The organism is uncultured Henriciella sp., assembly GCF_964005855.1.
Taxonomy (GTDB): Bacteria; Pseudomonadota; Alphaproteobacteria; order Caulobacterales; family Hyphomonadaceae; genus Henriciella.
Map to the genome: position 1 here is coordinate 287,336 of NZ_CAXFSW010000002.1, position 14,798 is coordinate 302,133.

Below are 14,798 nucleotides of genomic sequence, written 5' to 3' on the forward strand. Positions count from 1 at the left end.
GTTAATACCGCGCCCGATTGAAGATCACGCTCTCAGAATAGATGAAATTTCACCCAGTCAGGTAATTTCGAGAAGCTTCTCATTGGGGCGGCCCAGCACAGCCTTGTCGCCATTTATCCCGATCGGGCGCTGGATGAGTTTCGGGTTCTCTGCCATCGCCTCGAACAGCTTTTCGTCGTCCAGGGTCGGCGGAATGTCGAATTTCTGCGCATCCTTGTCGCGCAGGAACTCACGCGGGGAGACACCGCCCATTTTCTTCGCGATGTCTTTCAGCTCCTCGACCGAAAGACGCTCACCCGCATTCATGTATTTGCGGACCTCAGGCTCGATGCCGTTTTCCTGAAGCAGGGCCAGCCCCTTCTTGGAGGAGCCGCAGCCGGGATTATGAATGAGGGTATAGGTCATGACTATCTCTCGTCTGTGTGATCAGCGCTGATCTGGGACGCGCCAGACGGAGGTCAAGCGCTCTCCATCGCCTTGATCGCCTCATTAACCGCGACGATACGCCTGGCTTCTTCGAGATGCAGCAGCTCGGTCATCTTGCCATTAACCTTGAGGACACCCTTTCCCTTGTTGGCCGGGTCCGCAAAGGCGTCGATGACGTCCTTGGCCTGCGCCACATCGGCCTCGGCGGGCGCGAAGATCTCGTTCGTGATGTCGATCTGGCTTGGGTGGATCAGCGTCTTGCCATCAAAGCCTAGAAGACGGCCCTGACGCACTTCAGCTTCAAGGCCTTCGGCGTTCGAGATGTCATTATACACGCCGTCGATGGCGATGATGTCATAGGCCCGGGCCGCAGCGAGGGTGAGCCCCAGGAAGGTCTGGAAGGCTGTACGGGCCGGATCATTGGTCGCGCGCAGCTCCTTGGCGATGTCATTGGTGCCCATGACGAAGGCGTTGAGGCGCGTACGGCCAGCCGCTTCAGCAATATCCTGAATGTTGAGAAGCGCCTTCGGCATCTCGATCATGACCCAGAGGCCGAGATCCCTGGGGGCGCCAGCGCGCGTCAGGGCATCGTCCAGGCGGTCCACATCGCTGCCATCAATGACTTTCGGCGCGAGAATGGCGTCCGGGCCGGCCTCTACTGCGGCCTTGAGGTCATCAAGACCCCATTCGGTGTCGAGCCCGTTGATCCGGATGACGACTTCGCGCGGGCCGTAACCACCGGCTTTCACCGCCTCGCAGACCGTCTTTCGCGCTTCCAGTTTGGCGTCCGGCGCCACGGCATCCTCCAGGTCGAGAATGACGACGTCGGCCGCCAGTGACTTGGCCTTCTCAAGCGCGCGGGCATTCGCGCCCGGCATGTACAGGCAGGAGCGGCGGGGACGGTTGGCGCTGGACATGTATGTTGCTCCGTTTGTTATCATTCGGCAGCCTTTTACAGGCTGCATCATCGACATGACAACCGGAACTGCTCCCGCCGCCTGGAGAGATTACAATTGCGGTTTCAAGCTTCCCCCCATGATTGTGCTTAGCCCGCAGCTTCGCCGACAATGGCGGCCAGGGTCGCCTCAAGGCTGCCAGCGTTCACATCCTGTGGAGCCACACCGTACTGACGCGCCACCGCGCTTATGTTCTGGCGCAGGATCTGAACGCCATTGCCGGTCTGCACCACCAGTATTTTCATTGGTAATTCAAGGCCAAGTGCGGGGTTAGCCTGCATGAGCGGGGTACCGGCCTCAGGGTTGCCAAAGATGAACAGCGTCGATGGTGCAAGCTCCAGCCCCGCATCGCGGGCGCCGGCGGCATGGTCGACGGTCGCGAAGACGGTGAGGGGGCGGGCTTCAAGCGCGGCCTCCAGCCGGGAGACGGTGGTGGCAAAGTCATGGGTACTGTCTTCGGCGACAAGGCCCTGGGCGGCGGGCTGGTTTGCCAGTTGCGGATTGATGGCGGCCGGCTGGCGGGGCTCACTGGTCTCGCAAGCCCCGATGGCAAGCGTTGCGATGGCGGCGGCGGCCAGAAGTGTCTGTTTCATATTGGCTCCTCGATTGTTATCCCAAGTCTCGCAACGCGTAAGATTGGTCTTACGTTCAGCCTTTCAGTTCAGGCGGCAAGGAGCAGGCGATGAGTGAGATCAGGGGCCATGTGGCAAGCGGGTTCGAACCGGTGCGGGACGTCTTCGCCGAGACTTTCGAGGCCGGAGAGGAGCTGGGCGCCGGCTTTTCGGCGATCCTCGACGGCGAGGTGATTGTCGACATTCAGGGCGGCTTTGCCGACCGTCAGCGCGAGAAACACTGGGATGAGGAGACGCTCGTCCCTGTCTATTCCACGACGAAGGGCGTTTCGGCGCTGGTCATCGCGTCGGTCATCGACAGCCTCAATGAGGGCTATGAGACAAAGGTGGCTGAGGTCTGGCCGGAATTCGGGGCTGCTGGAAAAGCCGAGGTCACGATTGGCGAGCTTCTCTCCCATCAGGCCGGTCTTGTCGGCTTTCCCGAACCCATCGACCCCGGTCTCTGGCTCGATCCTGACGGGCTCGCGGCGGCTCTGGCCGAGCTTGAACCGCTTTGGGAGCCGGGGACAGCGCATGGCTATCACCCGACCACATGGGGTTATCTGGCAGGAGAGATCGTCAAGCGCATCACGGGCCGTACACTTGGTACCATATTGAGAGAGGACTTCTGCGGACCGGCAGGTGTCGATTTCCATATCGGGCTGCCCGACAGCGAGCATGGCCGGGTCGCAGAGATCCAGCGCCCGAAAGAACTGCCCCAGCTGGGCGAGCTCAATGATTACAAGAAGACAGCCTTTCTGACCAAATGGGCCTCGCCCAATCGCGGCGGCGGGGAATGGCGGCGTATCGAGATTCCGTCTGCCAATGGGCATGGCACGGCGAAGTCGGTCGCGCAGCTCTATGGTCTCTACGCCAATGGTGGGAAGCTGGATGGTAAGTCACTGATTCCGGAGACGTCTTTCCGGGAGGTGACGCGCCGGCGCGTCATCGGTGACGACCTCGTCCTGCCCTTCGTGACAGAGTTCGCCGCGGGGGTGATGCGCAACAATCTTGGCATCTATGGGCCCAATGCAGAGACGCTGGCGCATTCCGGCTGGGGCGGGTCGCTGGCGCTTGGTGACCCCGACCGGCACCTGTCGGCCGCCTATGTGATGAACAAGCAGTCGAGCTATCTGCAAGGCGATCCGCGCGCCCGGCGCCTGGTGGATGCGCTCTATGGCTGCCTGTAGGAAAGTTTCGGACTTTCCCGCAGAATCCATGGTGCACCCATGGTGCATGGGTGGTGTTCGGGCAGTGTTTCTGCGGTGTAACGCCGCCCGGCTGAGGGAAGAGTGATGCTGAGCGACATGAACTGGCTCGCCTTTATAGGGGCAATGGCGCTGGTCGAGCTGACCCCCGGCCCGAATATGGGCTGGCTGACCGCGCTCGCCGCCCAGCAGGGCCGCCGGGTCGGCTTCATGGCCGTTCTGGGTATCACAATTGGACTTGGGATACAGCTTGGACTTGCCGCGACCGGCTTTTCGGCCTTCATCGAAGGAAGCCCGCTGGTCTATCACGCCCTGCGCTGGGCCGGGATTGCCTTCATGCTCTATCTCGCGCTCGAAGCCTGGCGCGAAACAGGCGAGGCCTCACCCTCGGCGGCGAAAGCGCTGGAGGGCTTCCGGCGCGGCGTCATCGCCAATCTCCTCAATCCCAAGGCGCTTGTCTTCTATATCGCGGTCGTGACCCAGTTTGCGGGCCGGGGCAGTGAGGCCCCCACGGCAGGTCAGATCCTGTTTCTGGGGAGCCTGCACATTCTGGTCTCCGTCATCGTGCACAGCGGCCTGGTCCTGGCGGGGGCGCGCCTTGGGCGTGAGATCGCGCGCTATCGCCAGTCAGCCTGGGTGCGCGGCGGTTTCGCGCTGGCGCTGGTCGCGATTGCGGTCTGGATGGCGCTGAGCACTTAAGGTCTCAGGGGCTGGTATGGCTCTTGCTGCAGGCCAGTTGAAGTGGGCCTCCATCCAGCTTCACATGCATCGACCTTGGCCGGCTGCTCAGTTTGAGCGGCCGGTTTTTTCTGTCACTCTGCAACCGGCGCCGCGCGGGCGAGACGCCGCGCCTTTCGCTCGCCCATCAGGCTGTCGATGGTGAAGACGGCGAGGGCCGTCCAGATGAGGCCGAAGGCGACCGCATCGACGGGCCCGAAGGGTTCGCGGAAGATGAGCACGGCGATCAGGAATTGAAGCGTCGGCGTCAGATATTGCATCATGCCGATCGTGGCGAGTTTCAGCCGTTTGGCGGCGAGCGCGAACAGGATGAGCGGCACGGCCGTGATCGGGCCTGCCAGCGGAAGGAGCCAGTCCAGCCAGATTCCATCACCGAGCCAGCCGCCACCATCGGTCTGCTGGAACCAGGAGAGCCAGACAAGGGCCACCGGAAAGAGAAGCGCGGTTTCGACGGCGAAGCCGATACGGCTGTCGACATTGATCGTCTTGCGCACCGCCCCATAGGTCGCAAAGCTGAAACAGAGGACGAGCGAGACCCAGGGCAGGCGGCCAAGCTCCCATGTCAGGACGCCGACGCCGCAGGCGGCAATGGCGATAGCGATCCATTGCGCGCGGCGCAGCGTCTCTGAAAAGAAGACCATGCCAATCAGCACGCTCACCAGCGGATTGATGAAATAGCCGAGGCTCGCCTCAGTTACCCGCTCGGCCGAGACGGCCCAGATATAGACCAGCCAGTTGGTGGCGATGAGGGCGGACGAAATGGAAAGATAGCCTAGCCGGCGGGGCGTCAGCGCGGCGCGCAGATCCTTCCATCGCCTTGCTGCGGTGATGAAGAGGAGTGCCGTCGGCAGGCCCCAGAGAATGCGGTGCGCCAGCATCTCGACCGGGCCGATATGATCCAGAAGCCGGAAATAGAGAGGCAGCCCACCCCAGAGGAGGTAGGCCCCGAAACCGCTGAGCAGGCCAAGGCGAAGTTCTGAAGACATGGGCGGGCACCTAATGCGGATCGCGCCGTCTCGCCACCTGAATCTTGTTCCGTCACAGGACAGTTCAGCAATGCTCTCATACGCGCATCAAAAAACGCCGCCCCGGCGGGACCGGAGCGGCGTTTGTTCTGTCTGGCGAAGATGCCTTTGGTTTACGCCTTCAGCACGCCGCGCTTGATCAGCTCTTCGGCGATCTGGACGGTGTTGAGCGCTGCGCCCTTGCGCAGATTGTCAGCGACAACCCAGAGCGACAGGCCATGCTCGACCGTGTTGTCGACACGGATGCGCGAGACGAAGGTGTCCCATTCGCCCTTGCACTCAACCGGCGTGATATACTGGTCTTCTTCCGGATTATCGATGACCTGGACGCCCTCGAAATTGCGAAGCGCCTCGCGGGCCTCTTCCGGGGTGATCGGGTTTTCAAACTCGATGTTCACGCTTTCCGAATGGCCGACAAAGACTGGCACGCGCACACAGGTGACGGTGAGCTTGATGTTCGGGTCGATCATCTTGTGGGTTTCATTCCACATCTTGGCTTCCTCGTCGGTGAAGCCGTCCTCACGGAAGGAGCCGATCATCGGGATCGCGTTGAACGCGATCTGGCGCGGATATTCTTCAGGCTCTGGCGCATCGTTGACGAAGATGCCCTTGGTCTGGTTCCAGAGCTCATCCATGCCGGCCTTGCCCGAGCCGGAGACCGACTGATAGGTCGAGACGACGCAGCGCTTGATCTTTGCCGCATCGTGCAGCGGCTTCAGCGCCATGACGAGCTGGGCCGTCGAGCAGTTCGGATTGGCGATGATCATCTTCTTGTCATAGCCGAGCACGTCTTCGCCGTTCACTTCCGGCACGACGAGCGGGACGTCCGGGTCCATGCGCCAGGCCGAGGAATTGTCGATGACGATAGCGCCTTGCTTGCCGATCTTCTCAGCCCACTGCTTCGACAGCGTGCCGCCAGCTGACATGAGGACGACGTCGACCTTGGAGAAGTCGAAATCATCGAGCACTTCGCATTTCAGCGTCTTGTCGCCAAAGCTGACTTCGCGGCCCTTGGAACGGCGCGAGGCGAGGGCATAGACTTCAGCGGCGGGGAAATCGCGCTCGTCCATGATGTTGAGAAGTTCGCGGCCCACATTCCCGGTGGCGCCAACAATTGCGACTTTGATAGCCATATTCTTTCCTTTCGCGATGCCCGCTCATTTAACGCCAAGCGGGCGTTCGTCCAATCTTATGGTCGACGAGCGGGCTGTTCGCATGTTTCCGGTGAAAGTGCGCCCCGCCCGCCTTGATTTGACTGGCATGTAATGCAGGACTGGGGCGGATTCAGGGTGGGAACTGCAATCACTTTTGACCGAGCGAGGTGGCACCCGTGATCGAGGACATGATCACCAGATATATCAAGAGCTATAATTCCCGTGACATTGAGGGCATGCTGGACTGTGTGACCGAGGATGTCGTCTTCGAGAACATCTCCAATCACGGGCAGACCATGACGTTTGAAGGCCGCGACAAGATGCGCGAAGTGGCCGAGCTGTCAGGCCACGCCTTCTCCTATCGCCGGCAGAAACTTGTCAGCCTGGTGATCGGACAGGGCAAGGCGGCCGCCGAGATCGAGTTCGAAGGCAAGGCCGCCGTGGATCTGCCGAATGGACGCAAGGCGGGCGAGACGATCAAGATCCGCGGGGCGAGCTTTTTCGAATTTCGCGGCCAGCTGATGAGCCGGGTCGCCGACTATAGCTAGAGGCAGTCGATGATGGCGTCGGCCATCTCTGCCGTCGAGAGCGAGCCGCCGAGATCCTTGGTCCGTGCACCTGCATCGAGCGCCTTGGCAACCGCGCCCATGACGCGGTCTGCCGCATCCGGGCGGGCGAGCGACCAGCGAAGGGCCATTTCCAGCGACAGGATCGCCGCGCAGGGGTTTGCGATGCCCTGGCCGGCAATGTCGGGCGCGGAGCCGTGGACGGGTTCGAAGAGGCCAGGTGTGCCTTCCGTGCCGAGGCTGGCCGAGGGCAGCATGCCGATGGAGCCTGTCAGCATGGCGGCGGCATCGGACAGGAGGTCGCCGAAAAGGTTGTCAGCCAGGATCACGTCGAACTGTTTCGGGTCGCGTACCAGCTCCATGGCGCAGGCATCGGCCAGCATGTGGGAGAGTTCGACCCCCTCACCATACGTTTTATGGACCGTGGTCACTTCCTCGCGCCAGAACTGGCCGCTTTCCATGACATTGGATTTCTCGACCGAACACACCCGGCCGGAGCGTCCACGGGCGATCTCCAGTGCGACGCGGGTCACGCGTTCGACTTCCGGGGCGGTGTAGATCGACATGTCATAACCGCGCCGCACACCATTTTCATCGGTGTCGATGCCGCGCGGTTCGCCGAAATAGACGCCGGATGTAAGCTCACGCACAATCATGATGTCGAGGCCTTCGACGCGGTCGCGCTTGAGGCTGGACGCATCGACGAGGGCCCCAAAACAATAGGCCGGGCGGAGGTTGGCAAAGACGTCGAGGCCCTTGCGCAGCCCGAGCAGACCGGCTTCGGGCCGCTTGTCACGGGAGACATCCTTCCATTTGGGTCCACCAACCGCACCAAGGAGGATTGCGTCGACTTCCCCGGCGCGGGCAAGGGTCTCATCTGTCAGGGGAACGCCATGACGATCAATCGAGGCGCCGCCGACAAGGGCGTCTTCAATCGCAATATCCGGGGCGACGAGTTGGCAGATGCGCAGGGCTTCGGCGGTGACTTCCGGGCCAATGCCATCGCCGGGCAAAAGAAGCAGGGTCTGTTTCATGGATCTCGTCTTGGTTAAATGTCTTCCGGGTCGGCTTCGTAGAGCCGGAGTGAGCGGGCGTGGATATTCAGGGACGGCCATGTAGATCGCCATTCGGCCATATGGAGCGTTTGAAAGTGCGCCTTGAGGCTGTCTCTGTCCTGCCAGCGCTCACTCACACGAATTAGGTCGGGTTCGATCAAGTCAGCAGCATAGGCGTAGTCGATGCAGCCGGGCTCGGCTCTGCTGGCGAGCACCACTTTCTGCATTGCAGGTCTCGCGGCTTCAAGACGGTCTGGATTGATCCGTACTGTGCCCTCAATAACAATCATGCCAATCTCGCTCAACTCGCCCGTCTCTGCAGCCACGGCGTCTCGTGGGCGCGGCGCGCTTCGAAGGCATCAATGGTTTCGCCAGCCTGTAGGGTCTGGCCGATATCATCAAGTCCTTCCAGAAGACTCTGCTTGCGGCCCGGATCGATATTGAACTGGATGGTGGCGCCCTCCGGCGTGGTGACCGTCTGGGCCTCAAGATCGACGGTGAAGCGGTGATTGGCGCCGCCGGTCTGCTCGGCGAGCGCCTCGCAAACCTCTGCCGGGAGCGCGATGGGCAGGATGCCGTTCTTGAAGCAGTTATTATGGAAGATGTCGGCAAAAGAGGGCGCGATCACGCAGGTGATGCCCTGGTCCAGCAGCGCCCATGGGGCATGCTCGCGAGACGAGCCGCAGCCGAAATTGTCGCCAGCGATGAGGATGCCGGCGCCCTGATGGGCAGGCTGGTTCAGAACGAAGTCAGGATCCGGACTGCCATCGGCCTTCGTTTTGAGTTCGAAAAAGAGACCCCGCGACAGGCCTTCGCGTTCTGTCGTCTTCAGGAACTGTTTCGGGATGATCATGTCGGTGTCGACATTGGCCATGAGCCGGCCTTTATGGGTCAGCGCGGCGGCGGTCGAGGTCAGGGTCGTGAAGGCTTTCATGAGGTGTCTTCTAGTCCTGCGAATGGGCAATGAACAGGGTGGGCACGCCAAGTGTGCCGCTTTTTACCGTGAAAACGCGGGTGCCGGGCTTCCGGCCGGCGCGGACAGGTGAGGTTTCGATGCCAGCGTTGGCGAGACGGGTGTGTGCGCCATCGATGTCTTTCACGGTCCAGGTCAGACCCCAGATACGATCGTCGGACTCAGGGCCACTGGCCTGATCGAGGCGGTTGATGATTTCCAGGGTCAGCCCGCCAAGGCGGAAAAAGAGAAACCGCGTCTTCCATTGCTCGGCCGTGCGGTCGAGGCGGAGGTCCAGTCCAAGACGCGCGCCATATATAGCGGCGGCGCGGTCGGGGTCTGGCGTATTGATCACGATATGGTCCAGACTGTGGACGCAACTTTGGTCGCAAGACACGGGTGACGGCACATGCTCTGGTTGGAGAACGAATGTCTTGATCCCTGCCATGGCCGCATCGCTGCAGCGAAAACGCCGCCAGTGCCGGATCTCCCCAGATCCGGTATCTGTACTCTGGCCGGGCTGAATTTCATCTGGCGTGAGACCCCGCCGGCCCAGAAGGCGCTGCGTGCCCTCGATATCCTCTGTGCGATAGGCGAGGGAGGTGAGCGCCGCGCCTTTTGCGGTCAGCTGCCGCAGGCGGGGGGCGGCGCCGCTGTCACCGTCCGGCGCCATCAATTCGAGCGCGGTATTGTCGACGCGAAAAAGCGCCGTGGCCGCGCCATCGGACCGGGCGCGCCAGTCCGGCGAACGGCCGAGCACGGTCCGGTAAGCTGCGATGCCCGCCTCGATGTCCGGGCAGACGAGGACGATATGGTCGAGCGCGTCGATCATGGATCTGGTCGCCGGACCTAGCCGATCACGCCGGTGATCGCGGCGCGGGCGGCGAGCGTGGGGCTCATCAGATGGGTGCGCCCGCCGCGGCCCTGACGGCCTTCGAAATTGCGGTTGGAGGTGGAGGCGCAGCGCTCACCCGGAGCGAGGATGTCCGGGTTCATGCCAAGACACATCGAACAGCCAGGTTCGCGCCACTCAAAGCCAGCCTCTGTGAAGACCTTGTCGAGACCTTCGGCTTCAGCCTGCGCGCGCACAAGGCCAGAGCCCGGCACGACCATGGCGCGGACACTGTCAGCGACCTGGGCGCCTTGCGCAATTTTTGCGGCGGCGCGCAGATCCTCAATCCGCGAATTGGTGCAGGAGCCGATAAAGACGCGCTGGACCGGCGTGCCGGAAATCGGGGCGCCGGGAGCAAGATCCATATAATGGAGCGCACGCTCAACCGCAGCCTTGTGGGCCGGATCGTTAATGGTGGCGGGGTCAGGCACATTGCCCGAAAGCGGAATGGCCTGCTCCGGGCTGGTGCCCCAGGTCACGGTCGGCTCGACATCCTCGCCCCGTATCTCGACCACGCGGTCCCATTTCGCGTCCGGGTCGGAGAAGAGGGTGCGCCAATGGGCTTCGGCCGCTTCCCAGGCCCCGGCCTTTGGTGCGGCCGGGCGGCCTTTCATATATTCGAACGTGGTCTCGTCCGGCGCGATCAGGCCAGCGCGCGCGCCGCCTTCAATCGAGAGATTGCAGAGCGTCATACGCCCTTCCATGGAGAGCGCGCGGACCGCGTCGCCGCGATATTCCATGACATGGCCCGTGCCGCCGGCTGTGCCGATGACGGAGATGAGATGAAGGGCGAGATCCTTGGCGGTAACGCCCTCGCGCAGCTGCCCGCTGACCTCAATCGCCATATTGCGCGACTTCTGGGTGCGCAGTGTCTGGGTGGCAAGGACGTGCTCGACTTCGGACGTGCCGATGCCATGGGCGAGGGCGCCGAAAGCGCCATGGGTGGAGGTATGGCTGTCGCCGCAGACAATGGTCATGCCAGGCTGGGTGCGGCCCTGTTCGGGGCCCACGACGTGGACAATGCCGTTGCGCACATCGCCCATGGGGAAGAATTCAATGCCATGCTCGGCGACATTGCGGGTGAGGGCGGCAAGCTGGTTGCGGGCTGCTTCGTCGCGCACGCCTTCAAGCCCGGCGGCCTGGTTCTCGGTCGGGGTATTGTGGTCGGCCACGGCGAGGGTGAGCTCTGGCCGGCGTACGCGGCGCGCATTCGCCTTGAGGCCGGAAAAGGCCTGCGGGGTCGTCACCTCATGGATGAGGTGAAGATCGATATAGATGAGGGCGTCGCCGCTCGCCGGGTCTGTGTGAACCAGATGGGCGTCCCAGATCTTGTCATAAAGCGTCTTGCCGGACATCGGTTTGAGGCCTCCTGCTGCGGGCGCGAAAAGACCATGCAAAGCGGTCTGTGACAAGTCTGTGAGGGCTGCGGCGCCAAGGTGCCGCCGGGAAATGGGCGGGAAAAGAAAAGGGCCAGCTCATCGAGCCGGCCCTGATCGGTACTCTACGCGTCAGGCTGGCCTAGCAAGGGCAGCCCGGACCGACATTGAGGACCACCAGCGAGGCGCGCTGTGTCTCATAACGGGTCGGGGCAACAACCTGCTCGACCTGCGGGCGGACACGGCGATACTCTACCGGCTGGATGATCTTGCGCTCGACCGGCTGGATCACATTGCGCTGGGTCACCGCCTCAAAATAGGATTCGGTGTACTCTTCACGGTATTCCTCAGTGACCTGCGGGATGTAATTCACCTGGGTCTCCGGAATGGGCTCAGCGTCAACCCGGCCCGGAAGATACTCTTCCTCATAGATCGTGTCGCGGACGATGGTCTCGGTCTGCGGACGCAGGACGCGGCGCTCGACCGGCTGGATCGTGGTCACGACGACCGGCTGGACAACATTACGGGTGACCTGGTCGACATAGACGTCTTCAACTTCGAGGACGGTGCGTTCAGTAACCTGCGGGATGACCTGTTCGGTGATCTGCGGGGCCGCTTCGGTCTCGACACGAACCGGCAGACGCTCTTCTTCATAGCGCGTCGGCGCGGTGACCGTCTCGGTCGTGCCGCGAAGGATGCGGCGCTCGACCGGCTGGACCATGGTGCGCACGACAGGCTGATACACGTCGCGGCGGGTCACGGCATCGACATAGGTCTCGGTGACTTCCTGACGGGTGTTCTCGGTCACGTCCTCAACGACGTTCTCGATGACCTGCGGAACTTGGTCCTGCTCAACGCGGACGGGCGCGCGGACCGTTTCATAACGGGTGTCGGCGGTCACCGTCTCGGTGCGCGGACGCGTGATCCGGCGCTGGACCGGAACAATCGTGGTGCGCTCAATCGGCTGTGTGATCTCGCGGCGGGTCACAACGTCGTAATAGGTCTCGGTGCCCTCTTCGACATATTCCTCGCGCACATCGGTGGTCACATTCTCCTGGACCGCAGGCACGTCGTCCTGCTCAACGCGGACCGGAAGGTATTCTTCTTCATAGACGGTGTCTTCGGTCACTTCCTCAACGCGCGGATTGATGATGCGGCGCTCAATCGGCTGGATGAGTGTACGCTCAACCGGCTGGACGACCTCGCGGCGGGTGACGGCGTCGAAATAGGTCGTCGTTTCCTCGACCTCGACATTCTCCGTGACGCGTTCCTCGACATTCTCACAGCAAAGGACGCTGTCGATGGCCTGCTGGTCGCCCCCGAGATAGCGCACATCGGCGCCGCCGGAGGTGCCGCTCTGCTGGATAATCTCGCGGACCTGCGCATCGGTCAGGACGCGCTCATCGGTTGCAGAACCGCTGGAAGAGTAACGCTCCCCGACCGCTTCATTGTCCCAGGTACCCTTTTCACCATCGGCGTGGGCGGCGAGGGGGAGTGTAGCCAAGGCAACGACACCCACCATCAGTTTCTTGCTAAGTTTCATTCCACTTCCCCAATCCTGACCCCACCGGCCAATTAAAAGGATCTCTAAATTTCGCCCGAACGCCCCCGGGACAAAGGTAAATACGCCGTTAATAACGGCTTTGCTTATTTCGTATACGAAACGGTAATCTTGAAACCAACCAGATTCCCTTCGCACGCGAGCAAGTCCTTGAATTTGCCTGTCCCACTGGGGGAATCTGCAGCTTCCGGGGCTTGCCCGAAGGGATGCTGTGCAAGCTGTGTGCCGTGCTAAAAGGGGGCAATCGAAAGAAAGTGTTGCCCGGAAAACACAAAAACCCCGCAACTTTCGTTGCGGGGTCTTAAAAATGTAAGTTTTCGCGAATTTCTATTCTTCGCTGGCGCCGTCTTCGGCGGCTGCTTCGTTCTCGGCAGCAGCAGCTTCGGCCTCAGCGGCCTTGCGCTTTGCCTCTTCGGCAGCGGCCCGGTCCTTGGCGGCCTGTTCGCGGCGGGCAGCTTTCTGCTCGACGCGCTGGCGGCGGCGCTCGGTCTTGGAGACGGTGACTTCCGTCGTTTCCATGCCGTGGCCGGAGGTACGCTCTGCGATACGGGCGGACTTGCCGCGCAGGTTGCGCAGATAATAAAGCTTGGCGCGGCGCACGCGGCCCTTGCGCTTGACTTCAATGCTTTCGATCATCGGGGAGACGACCGGGAAGACCCGCTCGACACCTTCGCCGAAAGAAATCTTGCGGACGGTGAAGTTCTCATTCACGCCCTTGCCGGCCCGCGCAATGCAGACGCCTTCGAAACGCTGGACGCGCTCACGGTCGCCTTCGCGGATCCGGACGTTTACAGACACGGTATCGCCTGGAGAAAAGTCCGGGATTTCCTTGCCTGAAGTGACGCGTGCCACTTCTTCAGCTTCGAGCTGCTCAATCATGTTCATCGTCCGTCTCCGACGCTCGTATTCTATGCCCGTTGAGGTAAGCGGCCCATAAATCGGGACGACGCCCTTCTGTCAACAGTTTACTGCGGTTGAGCCGCCATTGGGCAATCTTTTCGTGGTCCCCGGATAGAAGCACGTCTGGCGTTGCCTGATTTTCCCAGATCCGGGGCAAGGTGTACTGCGGGTATTCCAGCAATCCGGCGGAGAAACTCTCATCCTCGATTGAGGTTTCATTACCGGCCACCCCTGGCAGCAGCCGGACGGTGGCTTCTATAACAGCCTGGGCGGCGGCCTCCCCTCCGGCCAGGACGAAATCGCCGAGCGACACCTCACGCATGCCCCGCTGCGCGATGACGCGTTCATCGAGGCCCTCAAAGCGTCCGCAGAAACAGATGAGACCCGGTCCGGCGGAAAATTCCTGCGCCATGGCCTGCGAGAAGGGTTCGCCGCGTGGACTGAGATAGAGGACGGGGCGGCCCGCGCGCTCGACGCTGTCTATGGCGGCCGAGGCGACATCGGGCCGGATGACGAGGCCCGCGCCGCCGCCGGCTGGTTTGTCATCGACCTGCCGGTGCCTGCCAAGGCCGAACTGTCTGAGATCGGCTGTCTCCAGCGACCAGATACCCTGCTGGCGCGCGCGGCCGAGGATGGACACGTCGAGAAGCCCGGGAAAGGCCTCCGGAAAGAGGGTGATGACGGAAACGTCGAAAGCCATGGCGCTTCTGGTATATCGGGCTGGCCGGTGCGGCCTAGCCCTTCATCATGCCGGCGGCCTTGAGCGTCTTGCCGGCGCGAAGGACGCGGGCAAGCATATGTTCGGTCGACCGGTCCCCGCCATTGGAGTCGGGGTGGAACTTGCGGATATATTCGCTGTAGCGCACCCGGATCTCGCCTGCCGTGGCGCCGGCTTCCAGATCGAGCTCTGCGAGCGCCTGTGCGGTCACGCCTTCGGACTGCTGTTCCTTGCGGCGTTCGGCGCGGGCTTCGGCATTCTGTTCGAAGAATTCCTTGCCCCGCCAGCGGCGTGGATCGTGTGCGGCAGCGGCCTTGCCCTTGCCCATCGGCCCGGTGCCGAACTTCCAGGTTTTCTGGAAGCCGTGGCGGGCCATTTCATTGAAGGCGGAAAGCTCTGCGTCCGACATGCCGGCGAAGAAGTCGTAATTGCGATTATATTCGCCCGCATGTTTCTGGCAGAACCAGTAGACGCCCTCGAGCCCTCTTGGCTTCGGCGCTGGATGGTCACCTGCCAGATCGCAGCCCTCGCGATGACACTCACGTGTCTCGACGGCTTTCTGGCGCTCCTTCTCCTCCTTCGGAGGCTTCACCCTTATGTCGGTGAACTTGACGCGGTATGAGAATGCATCTGCCATGAGCGCGACAACATAGAGTGAAG

Annotated in this window: 17 protein-coding genes; 3 read left to right on the plus strand and 14 right to left on the minus strand. The window is 62.0% G+C overall.

Translation table 11 applies throughout. From position 1 onward, the window contains the following. Positions 1-57: 57 nt before the first annotated feature. The 3 genes from ABNU55_RS04525 to ABNU55_RS04535 all read right to left on the minus strand — a co-directional run bounded on the left by ABNU55_RS04525 (position 58) and on the right by ABNU55_RS04535 (position 1,975). Complete coding sequence (locus tag ABNU55_RS04525; RefSeq protein ID WP_290749496.1) at positions 58-405, minus strand: arsenate reductase family protein; 348 nt, start codon at positions 403-405, stop codon at positions 58-60. 53 nt (positions 406-458) lie between these two features. Continuing rightward, positions 459-1,343: a CoA ester lyase gene (locus ABNU55_RS04530; RefSeq protein ID WP_290749499.1), complete on the minus strand. Its 885-nt coding sequence runs from the start codon at positions 1,341-1,343 to the stop codon at positions 459-461. Positions 1,344-1,471: 128 nt separating this feature from the next. Beyond that, complete coding sequence (locus ABNU55_RS04535; protein WP_290749502.1) at positions 1,472-1,975, minus strand: DUF302 domain-containing protein; 504 nt, start codon at positions 1,973-1,975, stop codon at positions 1,472-1,474. 89 nt (positions 1,976-2,064) lie between these two features. Between ABNU55_RS04535 and ABNU55_RS04540 the strand changes: the two genes are divergently transcribed. Then, positions 2,065-3,183 carry a serine hydrolase domain-containing protein gene (locus ABNU55_RS04540; RefSeq protein WP_290749504.1) on the plus strand — a complete coding sequence of 373 codons (1,119 nt, stop codon included), beginning with the start codon at positions 2,065-2,067 and terminating at the stop codon, positions 3,181-3,183. Positions 3,184-3,288: 105 nt separating this feature from the next. Further along, positions 3,289-3,900: a LysE family translocator gene (locus tag ABNU55_RS04545; protein ID WP_290749507.1), complete on the plus strand. Its 612-nt coding sequence runs from the start codon at positions 3,289-3,291 to the stop codon at positions 3,898-3,900. Positions 3,901-4,013: 113 nt separating this feature from the next. Here the strand turns inward: ABNU55_RS04545 and rarD are convergent, their stop codons facing one another. Then, the gene (gene rarD, locus ABNU55_RS04550; RefSeq protein ID WP_290749509.1) at positions 4,014-4,925 is read right to left on the minus strand and encodes an EamA family transporter RarD; all 912 of its coding nucleotides are present in this window, start codon (positions 4,923-4,925) and stop codon (positions 4,014-4,016) included. A 152-nt stretch (positions 4,926-5,077) separates the two neighbouring features. Continuing rightward, a complete protein-coding gene (locus ABNU55_RS04555; RefSeq protein ID WP_290749512.1) occupies positions 5,078-6,097 on the minus strand; it encodes an aspartate-semialdehyde dehydrogenase in 1,020 nt (339 codons plus the stop codon). Positions 6,098-6,306: 209 nt separating this feature from the next. Here ABNU55_RS04555 and ABNU55_RS04560 point away from each other — a divergent pair, with 209 nt between their 5' ends. Beyond that, positions 6,307-6,666, plus strand: a complete 360-nt coding sequence (locus ABNU55_RS04560; RefSeq protein WP_290749515.1) for a nuclear transport factor 2 family protein — start codon at positions 6,307-6,309, stop codon at positions 6,664-6,666. Here ABNU55_RS04560 and leuB read toward each other — a convergent pair. The 9 genes from leuB to ABNU55_RS04605 all read right to left on the minus strand — a co-directional run bounded on the left by leuB (position 6,663) and on the right by ABNU55_RS04605 (position 14,775). Continuing rightward, complete coding sequence (leuB, locus tag ABNU55_RS04565; protein ID WP_348764242.1) at positions 6,663-7,718, minus strand: 3-isopropylmalate dehydrogenase; 1,056 nt, start codon at positions 7,716-7,718, stop codon at positions 6,663-6,665. The two genes, ABNU55_RS04560 and leuB, sit on opposite strands and share 4 nt — an antisense overlap. A gap of 14 nt (positions 7,719-7,732) precedes the next feature. Further along, positions 7,733-8,029, minus strand: coding sequence for a putative quinol monooxygenase (locus ABNU55_RS04570; RefSeq protein ID WP_348764261.1), 297 nt, complete (start codon positions 8,027-8,029; stop codon positions 7,733-7,735). Positions 8,030-8,040: 11 nt separating this feature from the next. After that, complete coding sequence (gene leuD, locus ABNU55_RS04575; RefSeq protein WP_290754627.1) at positions 8,041-8,673, minus strand: 3-isopropylmalate dehydratase small subunit; 633 nt, start codon at positions 8,671-8,673, stop codon at positions 8,041-8,043. A 10-nt stretch (positions 8,674-8,683) separates the two neighbouring features. After that, the gene (locus ABNU55_RS04580; RefSeq protein ID WP_290754629.1) at positions 8,684-9,523 is read right to left on the minus strand and encodes a VOC family protein; all 840 of its coding nucleotides are present in this window, start codon (positions 9,521-9,523) and stop codon (positions 8,684-8,686) included. A gap of 17 nt (positions 9,524-9,540) precedes the next feature. Next, complete coding sequence (leuC, locus tag ABNU55_RS04585) at positions 9,541-10,938, minus strand: 3-isopropylmalate dehydratase large subunit (RefSeq protein ID WP_290754630.1); 1,398 nt, start codon at positions 10,936-10,938, stop codon at positions 9,541-9,543. Between the two features lie 163 nt (positions 10,939-11,101). Continuing rightward, on the minus strand, positions 11,102-12,502 hold the full coding sequence (locus ABNU55_RS04590; protein WP_348764243.1) for a hypothetical protein: 1,401 nt from the start codon (positions 12,500-12,502) through the stop codon (positions 11,102-11,104). A gap of 345 nt (positions 12,503-12,847) precedes the next feature. Beyond that, entirely contained in the window at positions 12,848-13,405 is a 558-nt protein-coding gene (gene rplS / locus ABNU55_RS04595; RefSeq protein ID WP_348764244.1) for a 50S ribosomal protein L19, read from the minus strand. Continuing rightward, on the minus strand, positions 13,392-14,120 hold the full coding sequence (gene trmD / locus ABNU55_RS04600; protein ID WP_290754632.1) for a tRNA (guanosine(37)-N1)-methyltransferase TrmD: 729 nt from the start codon (positions 14,118-14,120) through the stop codon (positions 13,392-13,394). Before trmD ends, rplS begins: the two co-directional genes overlap by 14 nt. A 34-nt stretch (positions 14,121-14,154) precedes the next feature. Further along, positions 14,155-14,775: a molecular chaperone DnaJ gene (locus tag ABNU55_RS04605; RefSeq protein WP_290754633.1), complete on the minus strand. Its 621-nt coding sequence runs from the start codon at positions 14,773-14,775 to the stop codon at positions 14,155-14,157. Between the last annotated feature and the right edge of the window lie 23 nt (positions 14,776-14,798).

What these genes read in the sequence shown, in the direction of transcription:
- ABNU55_RS04525 (WP_290749496.1), bottom strand. Translation starts at nt 405, where the DNA reads ATGACCTATACCCTCATTCATAATCCCGGCTGCGGCTCCTCCAAGAAG.
- ABNU55_RS04530 (WP_290749499.1), bottom strand. Translation starts at nt 1,343, where the DNA reads ATGTCCAGCGCCAACCGTCCCCGCCGCTCCTGCCTGTACATGCCGGGC.
- ABNU55_RS04535 (WP_290749502.1), bottom strand. Translation starts at nt 1,975, where the DNA reads ATGAAACAGACACTTCTGGCCGCCGCCGCCATCGCAACGCTTGCCATC.
- ABNU55_RS04540 (WP_290749504.1), top strand. Translation starts at nt 2,065, where the DNA reads ATGAGTGAGATCAGGGGCCATGTGGCAAGCGGGTTCGAACCGGTGCGG.
- ABNU55_RS04545 (WP_290749507.1), top strand. Translation starts at nt 3,289, where the DNA reads ATGCTGAGCGACATGAACTGGCTCGCCTTTATAGGGGCAATGGCGCTG.
- rarD (WP_290749509.1), bottom strand. Translation starts at nt 4,925, where the DNA reads ATGTCTTCAGAACTTCGCCTTGGCCTGCTCAGCGGTTTCGGGGCCTAC.
- ABNU55_RS04555 (WP_290749512.1), bottom strand. Translation starts at nt 6,097, where the DNA reads ATGGCTATCAAAGTCGCAATTGTTGGCGCCACCGGGAATGTGGGCCGC.
- ABNU55_RS04560 (WP_290749515.1), top strand. Translation starts at nt 6,307, where the DNA reads ATGATCACCAGATATATCAAGAGCTATAATTCCCGTGACATTGAGGGC.
- leuB (WP_348764242.1), bottom strand. Translation starts at nt 7,718, where the DNA reads ATGAAACAGACCCTGCTTCTTTTGCCCGGCGATGGCATTGGCCCGGAA.
- ABNU55_RS04570 (WP_348764261.1), bottom strand. Translation starts at nt 8,029, where the DNA reads ATGATTGTTATTGAGGGCACAGTACGGATCAATCCAGACCGTCTTGAA.
- leuD (WP_290754627.1), bottom strand. Translation starts at nt 8,673, where the DNA reads ATGAAAGCCTTCACGACCCTGACCTCGACCGCCGCCGCGCTGACCCAT.
- ABNU55_RS04580 (WP_290754629.1), bottom strand. Translation starts at nt 9,523, where the DNA reads ATGATCGACGCGCTCGACCATATCGTCCTCGTCTGCCCGGACATCGAG.
- leuC (WP_290754630.1), bottom strand. Translation starts at nt 10,938, where the DNA reads ATGTCCGGCAAGACGCTTTATGACAAGATCTGGGACGCCCATCTGGTT.
- ABNU55_RS04590 (WP_348764243.1), bottom strand. Translation starts at nt 12,502, where the DNA reads ATGAAACTTAGCAAGAAACTGATGGTGGGTGTCGTTGCCTTGGCTACA.
- rplS (WP_348764244.1), bottom strand. Translation starts at nt 13,405, where the DNA reads ATGAACATGATTGAGCAGCTCGAAGCTGAAGAAGTGGCACGCGTCACT.
- trmD (WP_290754632.1), bottom strand. Translation starts at nt 14,120, where the DNA reads ATGGCTTTCGACGTTTCCGTCATCACCCTCTTTCCGGAGGCCTTTCCC.
- ABNU55_RS04605 (WP_290754633.1), bottom strand. Translation starts at nt 14,775, where the DNA reads ATGGCAGATGCATTCTCATACCGCGTCAAGTTCACCGACATAAGGGTG.